Source organism: Paenibacillus sp. oral taxon 786 str. D14 (assembly GCF_000159955.1).
In the GTDB taxonomy this organism is placed as follows: Bacteria; Bacillota; Bacilli; order Paenibacillales; family Paenibacillaceae; genus Fontibacillus; species Fontibacillus phoenicis.
Window position 1 is genome coordinate 68,701 of the sequence record NZ_GG695975.1, and the last position, 9,154, is coordinate 77,854.

Sequence of the window (9,154 nt, forward strand, 5' to 3'; positions counted from 1 at the left end):
TTTAAGGGAAACAGGCGATCTGCTAAGCAGACCGCCTGTTTCTATAGAGGGTAATGGGAGGATGCAAGTTACAGGTTCGAACGACCCGACAATTGCTGCTCCGCCATTTGAACCAAACGTTTCGTGATATAGCCCCCAAGAGAACCGGTTTCACGGGAAGTATAGTTCCCATAGTAACCGTCTTGCGGAATTTGTACGCCCAATTCCTGAGCTGCTTCAAATTTCAGTTGTTGCAGCGCAGCAGTTGCTTGAGGAACAATAAGGTTATTACGGCTTCCGCGGCTTTGACCTGCCATGTTTGTCACCTCCTTTGGCGTTTGTGATGTTAGTATGGTTCGTAGGGTGCAAAATATGCGGGGAGCTTCAAAGCTATGGCAGTGGTAATTATTTCTTCTCGCCGAGAAGATTTGTTATCACGAAAAAAACGCCTTCCAAAGGAAGGCGGAAATTTTGAAAAAGGTTAAGCTTCGTTATCATCACCGGTATTCGGATAGATCATTTCTAGGGAAAGATTTAATTCCAACGTTTGTTGCGGCGTCAATTCGATCAGCCCGGTCTCACTGGCGGGAAGGTTCAAATTTGGAGCGTCCGGCAACCAAGTGTATGGTTCAATGCAGAAGAATTGATCCGCTTCCCCCTTGGAGTAGATCACCCAAAATTTAAAATACTCAGGATCCGCTGCGTAGCGCAGGCCATAGCCGTCGTCGCGCAGCATCAACGCTTCGACCGGCTTATCTCCGATTCGCAGCATCGTATCGCAATTCACGCCTTGCAGATTCATGCCCGAGTTTAACGCATCCCATATCCCTAGCGGAGCGGTCTTTCCGGTAGGAATGTTCTCCTCGTCCAATTCGTAAAGCTCCGTCACCGGCAACTTCACTTTCCAGCGCCCAGGCTCGCCGTCAATTCGAAACCAGGTATGCAGCCCCAAACCGAAGGGGGCCGGGTTTTGACCCAGGTGCGTAATTTTGAAGGTTTGCGTTAATCTTGCCCCTTGCAGTCTGAGCGTCATTTCCAGCTTCAAGGGCTCAGGATATTGACGGATCCAATTTGGATCGTCAGAGGTTTTGAATTCCGTTGTGATGGTGCAGCCTTCGTCGTCTTCTTCGATATCGCTCACGCACCAGCTTTGCGTACGGTGCAGACCGTGGATGTGGTTGTCATTTGCCGTATTGCGATCAAATTGATATTCTTGCCCGGCATACGTGAATTTCCCTCTGCGAATGCGTCCGGGGGGAGTTAAGAGCGGGATGCCGAAATGATATGGCTTCTGCAGGTAGAAATCAAGTTCGTTCTCTTCTGGATGACGCAGCACATCGCGCTGCTGGACATTGTCCCATATACGAATGACGTTATTTCCTAGGCGAGGTAGCAGCGTGACTTCAAGCTCGCGGCTATGTAAGATGTACGTATCGTAACCGTTCCATTGCCCTTTGGTCACCTTTTTCATATCGTTGCTCCTTTTCCCACATAATCAGTTCCTTAAGCTAGACTAATCATAACACTTTTTGCGTAAGACGAAAAATAGATTTGACACCACCGCTGGTGTTATTTATGATGATAGGCATAACGAGAAAGCGTTGATGAGGGGAAGTAAGCGAAGTTTCCGTTCTGCAGAAAGCCGGTGGTTGATGCGAACCGGTGAAGGAGCTTGTGCCGAATGGGCCTCGGAGCGCCAGGTTGAACGCAAGAGGCGGCGAGCCTGTTGTCAGTAGGCCGGCCGGGTCATCCACGTTACGGATTGGAAAGGCTGATCTTGTTGAGGCATCGCGTCTAAGCTGACCGCGAACCCCAATGCTCCAACCATCAGCAAATAAGGGTGGCACCACGGTCTCACGTCCCTTGCGGGCGTGGGGCCTTTTTGCATTTTACCAAAACCGGGGTCTTACTCATGCAGCATTTGAATCAAAGGGAGGAATTTTCGTCATGAAGAGAGTATTATCTGGCATCCAGCCCAGCGGCAAACTGACACTAGGCAATTACATCGGGGCTATTAAGAACTTCGTGGAGCTGCAGCATGATCATGCCTGCAACTTTATGATCGTGGATTTGCACGCGATCACCGTTCCGCAGGAACCGGCAGCATTGACGGAGCAATCCGAAGCGGTTGCGGCGCTTTATCTCGCGGCCGGTATCGATCCGAATAAAGCAAATGTTTATCTGCAATCCCATGTGATGCAGCATGCCCAGCTCGGATGGCTGCTGACGACGCTCACCTCGATGGGCGAACTTGAACGAATGACCCAATTTAAAGACAAATCGGCCGGGAAGGAATCCGTTGGGGTTGGGCTGTTCGTCTATCCTGCTTTGATGGCGGCGGACATCTTGATTTATAACGCTGACCTGGTACCGGTTGGGGATGACCAGAAGCAGCATTTGGAATTAACCCGTGATTTAGCAGGACGGTTTAACCATCGGTTTGGCGAATACTTTACGCTGCCGGAGCCGTACATTCCTGAGGTTGGGGCACGCATCATGTCGCTGGATGATGCCTCCAAGAAAATGAGCAAAAGCAATCCGAACCCAGGCAGCTATATCGCTTTGCTGGACACGCCGGACGAAATCCGTAAGAAGATCAGCCGGGCAACGACCGATTCCGGACGCGAAGTGAGATTCGATCCGGCGACGAAACCGGAGATCAGCAACCTGATTACAATCTATAGCCAATGCTCGGGACTGACTATCGCAGAAGTGGAGCAGCGGTATGAAGGGCAAATGTATGGTCCGTTCAAAAAAGACTTGGCCGAAGTGGTCGTCAGTGTGCTGGAGCCGCTCCAACAGCGGTACCGTGAAATTCGCGAGTCGGGCGAGCTGCGCAGCATCTTGCGCCAAGGGGCGGAGCGCGCTTCCGAAATGGCTGAGAAAACGCTGCAGGATGTTCAGCGCCTGATGGGGTTTGTCGGAAAATAAACGATATTTTGAAAGAAAGCCGCCGGCTGCGCCCGGCGGCTAATTGTGTCACTAAATTGTCATAGTTAATGCGCGATATTCCATCGATTGTCAAACATTTCAGGGTTTTGATATGATAAAGTTTATAGCGTAAGGGTAAAAACGTTGAACGTTTTATGAATGATCAATAGAGGTAAACCTAAACCTAAACTGAACTTTATTTCAAATATAGGAGGAATGAATCGCGCGTGGACAAACCATTAAGTGTTCAGGCTTCTTCGGAATCCGCTGCGTTGTCCGTGAGACCTACTCCTCCGGGAGAGACGGCGACTTGGAGAGATTTTATCGCCTTAACGAAACCGGGCATTTTGCGTTCGAATCTGATTGCGGCGTTTGCCGGGTTTTGGGTGGCTTCCCGCTGGGAGCTTGATTATATTCAATTAATTGTCATGTTGCTGGGGACGACGCTGGTGATGGCATCGTCCTGTGTCTTTAACAATTACTTCGACCGGGAGATGGATACGAAGATGGCCCGGACGAAGAATCGCGTCCTCCCCACGGGGAAGCTGGCTCCGAAGACGGTGTTATGGTATGCCGTCATCTTGGGAGTGCTGGGCCTTTCAGTGTTGTTTATTTTCTCCGGTCTGCTGGCCGGGTTGTTTGGTGCGGTAGGGATGTTTGTCTACGTGGTGGTGTATACGCTGTGGCTTAAGCGGAGCTCGACCTGGAGTACGTCGGTTGGTGCCATCTCCGGCGCCATGCCGCCTGTCATTGGCTATGTTGCGGCATCGGGACGGATCGATTTGGGAACTTGGATGCTGTTCGCCCTGTTGTTCCTCTGGCAACCGCCCCATTTCTGGGCGCTGGGGATTCGCCGTACCGAGGAATACCGGGCCGCTGGCTTCCCGCTGTTGCCGGTCGTGAAGGGCATTCCGCGCACGAAGTTGCAGATGATCCCTTATCTTGCATTGCTGATTCCGATTCCGATTTTGATGTATGCCTACGGCTATACGGGCGTTTGGTTCCTCATCATCGGCTGCCTGCTGTCGGTAGCTTGGCTGCTCATGGCACTTCAGGGATTCCGGGCTAAGGATAACGACGCTTGGGCGAAACGGGTATTTATTTTCTCAGTGAACTATTTAACGATTGCTTTAATCGTGATGATCTTGGATACGGTAAGGTTGTAATTAGGGGGATGGGGAATGGCGGTTTTGAAGAAATATAAATGGACATGGATTCTGCTGGCCATCTGCGTGATTCTAGCCGGTTATCTGCTCTGGGATACGTATGCGAAGCCTAAGCTTCCGGTGATCCGTCCTGTTGCGGATTTTAGCATGGAGAACGTAGACGGCAAGACGGTGACGCTGCAGGATACGAATGGCAAAGTCCGGCTGTTTTATTTCTTCTTTGCCAACTGCCCTGACGTTTGCCCGATCACAACCTTTCGGCTGAGCCAAGTACAGGATATTTTGAAAGAGAAAGGCTTGTTCGGCAAAGATGCTTCGATCGTCTCGATCACGTTTGATCCGGAACGTGATACGCTGGAGAACATCAAGGCGTTTGGGGATAAATTCAAAGCGGATTATTCCGGCTGGTATTTCCTGCGCGGGGATCAGCAGAAGACGATCGACCTGGCGATGGACTCCTTTAAAATTCTGATCGACAAGGATGCGGATGGGAATTTCGTGCATATGGATCTCATCGGTCTCGTAGACCGTAAGGGCCAACTGCGGGAAATTTACCGGCCGGAGGCGACGCCGGATGAAATCGCTGCGGGTGTGATCAGCCTCGCCAAGGAGTAACTCACTTCGCGATCAAAACTTGTCATAGGAAGCCGGTGTTGGGGGATAGACAATGTATTCCTCCAGCCCGGCTTTTTCTAATTGGGCGATCAGGTATTCATCGGGCGTTCCTTCGACTCCGGCATATCCCCGTCTTGTATAAATTTGCTCCGCATCGGGAAAAGCATCCCGAAGTACGCCGCGAATCCGTTTGCCGGAAGGATCGTTGTCGAGGAACAGAAACAACTCGTCATCCTTGACCTTCTTGCGCAAGCTCTCCAGCTTCTCAGTGTTTAACGTACCAAACGTACAATAAATGCGGACTTCTTCGTCTAATAAGCGCCGCAGCTTGCTGCGGTCGTTCTTCCCTTCCACGATAATGCTAATTGGCAAAATAAATCCCCTCCGGGCTAAAGCGTAAACCTCCAAGCTGGGGGCGTTACGCTTCTAGTTTATACCCGGGAGGGGACTTCATGCAAAACTGCTAGAAATTAGATAAGAAAATAAGGACAAGTATTATCGATTAGTTCAATTCAATGCCAAAACGCATGCCTGGATCGCCAATAAACACGATGGTTCCGTTCTCGGGCAGTTTCACTTGGTTACTGCCGCTGGCCACCGAGAAGTTCACGCAAGCCCCGGCGGCGTCATAAACCGCAAAGGATGCCTTGGCTGGCAGATCTACGGTGATCGTCTTTCCAGCGGCTTTCGCCGGAATGGTGAACCAACGGGCTTGCTCAGACGGCTGCAAGGTCACCGTGGACTTCTTGCCGGGGTACAACTCTTGGATTTGATCGCCGCTGAGGTACAAGGAGCCGGCGGCCTCCAAATATTCGCTTCCGCCTTGGGTAAAGAAGCGGTATTCTGCGGAATCCCGGCTGCCTGTCGTTGGAACCTGATGTTTGCCCATCAGCGTATCAGGGCCCGTAATTTGTTTGTCCATCACGTAACCGGGCAAGCTGTCCGTACGGTTCACTTGAACGACCGGCAACATCATGAAGTAAGCCATCGAGCTGTATTTTTCCGATACGAGGTAATAACTTTTCCCATCGCGTTGCTTCCAGGCTACCTCAACTTCCGGTGAAATGGCGTTTTCCTCCAATTTCTCCGCGGAATACAGATTAAGCGCGAGCTGACCTAATTCAGGAACGGTGGCGTATTGTCTTTGCCATAGATAGGTGCGCCCGTTCTTCTCCTTCACGAAGCTGACCTTCAGTGAGCCGTCTTCGCTGACAAAGGTGCCGTCTTTCGTATAAACAAGCTTGGGAAGTCCTAACGATTCGCCAGGTGCAAACGGGGATGTGATTTGGATTTCACCATCTGCAACATCGATGCGGAACAGCTGGTTGGTTGCCCCGTAGAACCCGCTAAACTGCCTGAGCTCTTCAGGCATGTCAGCTTGTTCCGGCGAACCAAAGGACTTGGCCGGCTTAAACTCCGTGATTGTGCCCTTCTCCTTCAACGCTTGGAGCAGCAGTTCGTTCGCTAGCAATTGGTTCAGCGAGCTGGAGCCCCCAGAGGAGAGAACCGCCGCCGCCATTTGGTGGTCCGGCAACACGACCAGTTCAGCATGATACATCAGTGTATCGCCGCCTTTGGCCAATGCTTGGATGCCGTATTCATTAAAAGGAAACAGTTTTACGCTGTCCCAGCCTAAACCAAAATCAAAGCTGTTGTCGGTATCCTGAGGCCAGATTCCTCTTTTATATTCCGGCTGTGCCGTCACTTTAGCGGCTTGTTTGGACAAAATGCTGTCCGCTTCGCCCGTAAACAAATCGGCAAATTTCACCAGGTCTTCGGCGGTGGAGTAAACGCCGCCCGTCCCAATCACATTCACCGTTTCCTTCGGCAATGGCTCTGGACTTCCAGGTGCATAGATTGCGGCAAGCTTGCCAAAGTCCAGACCATCCTGCGGCGTCAGCGTATGCTTCATGCCCAGCGGTCCGGTGAATTCCTGGTGGATAAAGTCAGTAAAATCCATCCCGCTGACGCGTTCAACTAAAATTTCCGCCAGTGTAAACCCGTCGTTGCTGTACACGGAATACGCTCCTGGGTCGGCCTTCAGAGATCGATTGGCCAGTTGGTCAAGCAGCGTATCATGCGCATAAGGGTCGTTGTCTTCGAACAAAAACGCGTTGGCAAGACTGGATCCCTGTAGTCCTGCGGAGTGGTTCAGCAGCATGCGCGGCGTGATCTGCTTGTACCGCTCGTCCTTCATCTTGAACTCCGCGATATAATTCACCAACGGCGAATCGAGGTTGATTTTGCCTTGATCGACCAGTTTCATGACCGCAGCGGTCGTAAACATTTTGCTGGTGGAGCCGATGCCGTACATCGTTTCAGAGGTCAGCGGGATCTTTCCTTCAGGATCGTTCTTGCCGGCTTGCCCCGAAACGATGAGCTTGCCATGGTCGACCAGAGCGTACTGAACGCTGGTTGTTCCGTAAGTATCGGTGAGCAATGCGGCCTTTGCGGCGGCGATTTCCTCCAATCCCTGAGGTGCGGTGTTGGTCGGCGGAGTCTCGGCTGCCATAGCACCTCCAGGCAACCATAGCGTAAGCGTAAGAATGATGGCAAAAATCGCGTTTCGTTTCTTCTTCAACTAGAGCCCTCCCTAAAATTTTATCTATTTTTAGTTACGTTAACAAAGGAGGGAAGGGTTCATCTTTTTCGGAACATTATGGAAATTTAGTACTTTAGAAACCCCATAAACAAAAGCGGCCTGCCCGAGGGCAGACCGGTGTGCAGGGGTCAGTAGCGATTGCAAGAATTAATAAAAAGGAGCACGGAGGATGATTACCAGTAAGATGTACAACACGAGGATCGTCCCCGTCGTTGTCCAGAATCCATAGCCAGGAACCACCGGGCCCGGTCCGCAATTGTCAATGCCGCCCATTCATGTTCACCCCGCTTTCAAACATGATCGGTTACTACACGATTATCTTATGTAGGACCCTATCATGTGCCCTGTGCGGCAGCCTAACCTTGGATGAAAAATCCGTTGCACTTGTCCCGTAGGCTTAAAAGGACATGGATCAGTGGTGTCCGGTGCCCGCGCCAACTGGGGGCGGCAGGGTTGCGGTGAACTTTCTGGGCGGGACGATGATGATGGCAAGCATCAGCACGAAAAAGGCTAAGAAGTAAGGGGAATAGCTGCCGTGCATCGCTCCCGCGACAATCGGGCCGATAAAGGAACCCAGCGACATGGCGATCGATTGCAGTGAAAACACGGTACCCAGCCGTTTTCCGCCGCTTAAATCGATAAACAACGAAGCTATGGCCGGGTACACGACCCCTTTAGCCATCCCTAAGACCACAAGCACGACGGGAAGCGGAATGAACTCAAATGCGGCCAGGGCAAAGAAAGATAAGGCGATCCCCAGAACGCCGATGCTGGCTCTTAAATAAGGGGAATAACGGCTCAAAAATAACATCGACAGCGTGACCAGCGCCCCTAAGCTGATAATGGAAAAATAGAAGCCTGTATTCATGATCCCCTCGGCTCCGCCGGCTTGCAGCGGCAGTTCAAAAAACAAAATGCCCTGGGAGCAGGCGACGGCGAGCGGCAGCACATAATAGCGCAAAGGGATCACATTGATCTTCACCGGTACCCGTGACTTCACAGAGCCCGATTTGGCCAGACCTTCCGCAACCAAACGGGGAGGCTCCTTGATCGTAAAAATGGCAATGATGCCCGTCGAGATCAACAGCCAGCCCAGCATTTGAAAGGCGATGGAAAAGCCGGATTGGGCGACAAGGAAAGCACCGGCGGCCGGTGACACGACGGAAGCAACGGTATGCATCACCCCGTGACCGGCCATCAGCTTACCTTGCTGTACCGGATTTTTGGACAGCGAGGCGAGCATTGCCAGACAGGCCGGGGACAGGAAGGCGAGCACAAAACCGCTGATGGAGCGCAGCACGAGCAGCTGCCAAGGCTCCGTTACATGGGCTTGAAGCAGCAGAACCCCGCCGGCAGTCACCAGGCTGAAGATCATGTACGGCTTGCTGCCGTGACGGTCGACGCCCTGGCCGGCGAGCAGGTTGCCCGGCAGATGCGTCAGCGCATAAATCCCCATCATCCAGCCGATAAACGTCGGCGCGGCTCCCAGCGACAAGGCAAACGGAGTTAGGATCGGGTACTGGGCGTGCAGATCGAAGAAAGCCAGAAACATAAAGAAGTACAGCCAGAAGGCGATTTTCACGCGTCGCCCCTCCTTTGCGTAGAATGAACGTTAGTATTACTTGTACGCTCCCCAGGACGAACTTATTACCCCCAGGCAGCTGCGCTCAGCTACTCGATCCAAGCTTCATCCAACCTTCTCGGTGATGAAAAGCCTTTGCGGCTTTCCATCACGAAGTAGAACGAAGATGTGGTTCGGCGTAAATGCTTGAAATCCGCGGGATTGGGGGTTAAGCTGACATGGTCTTGGGCCATCATGTATAATGGGTTAGAATCAAAATGCAGAAATCAAAAATCATGG

General features: G+C 51.8%; 8 protein-coding genes and 1 other annotated feature. Of the genes, 3 read left to right on the plus strand and 5 right to left on the minus strand.

Annotated features, from left to right (window positions below):
• Positions 1–68 precede the first annotated feature (68 nt).
• Both POTG_RS10215 and POTG_RS10220 read right to left on the minus strand, forming a co-directional pair.
• Positions 69–296, minus strand: a complete 228-nt coding sequence (locus POTG_RS10215; protein WP_009224743.1) for an alpha/beta-type small acid-soluble spore protein — start codon at positions 294–296, stop codon at positions 69–71.
• A 164-nt stretch (positions 297–460) separates the two neighbouring features.
• Positions 461–1,450, minus strand: a complete 990-nt coding sequence (locus tag POTG_RS10220; protein ID WP_009224744.1) for an aldose 1-epimerase — start codon at positions 1,448–1,450, stop codon at positions 461–463.
• 121 nt (positions 1,451–1,571) lie between these two features.
• Positions 1,572–1,846 (plus strand) — a binding site (T-box leader).
• 80 nt (positions 1,847–1,926) lie between these two features.
• On the opposite strand from POTG_RS10220, the gene trpS reads away from it, so the two are divergent.
• The 3 genes from trpS to POTG_RS10235 all read left to right on the plus strand — a co-directional run bounded on the left by trpS (position 1,927) and on the right by POTG_RS10235 (position 4,691).
• Entirely contained in the window at positions 1,927–2,910 is a 984-nt protein-coding gene (gene trpS, locus POTG_RS10225) for a tryptophan--tRNA ligase (protein WP_009224745.1), read from the plus strand.
• A gap of 227 nt (positions 2,911–3,137) precedes the next feature.
• A complete protein-coding gene (gene cyoE / locus POTG_RS10230) occupies positions 3,138–4,076 on the plus strand; it encodes a heme o synthase (protein WP_009224746.1) in 939 nt (312 codons plus the stop codon).
• Between the two features lie 15 nt (positions 4,077–4,091).
• Positions 4,092–4,691, plus strand: coding sequence for an SCO family protein (locus POTG_RS10235; RefSeq protein WP_009224747.1), 600 nt, complete (start codon positions 4,092–4,094; stop codon positions 4,689–4,691).
• Between the two features lie 12 nt (positions 4,692–4,703).
• On the opposite strand, the gene POTG_RS10240 is transcribed toward POTG_RS10235, so the two are convergent.
• From POTG_RS10240 to POTG_RS10250, 3 genes are all read right to left on the minus strand, one after another.
• The gene (locus POTG_RS10240) at positions 4,704–5,063 is read right to left on the minus strand and encodes a toprim domain-containing protein (protein ID WP_036644969.1); all 360 of its coding nucleotides are present in this window, start codon (positions 5,061–5,063) and stop codon (positions 4,704–4,706) included.
• A gap of 130 nt (positions 5,064–5,193) precedes the next feature.
• The gene (locus tag POTG_RS10245) at positions 5,194–7,272 is read right to left on the minus strand and encodes a serine hydrolase domain-containing protein (RefSeq protein WP_009224749.1); all 2,079 of its coding nucleotides are present in this window, start codon (positions 7,270–7,272) and stop codon (positions 5,194–5,196) included.
• Positions 7,273–7,705: 433 nt separating this feature from the next.
• Positions 7,706–8,875, minus strand: coding sequence for an MFS transporter (locus POTG_RS10250; RefSeq protein WP_009224750.1), 1,170 nt, complete (start codon positions 8,873–8,875; stop codon positions 7,706–7,708).
• Positions 8,876–9,154: the final 279 nt, after the last annotated feature.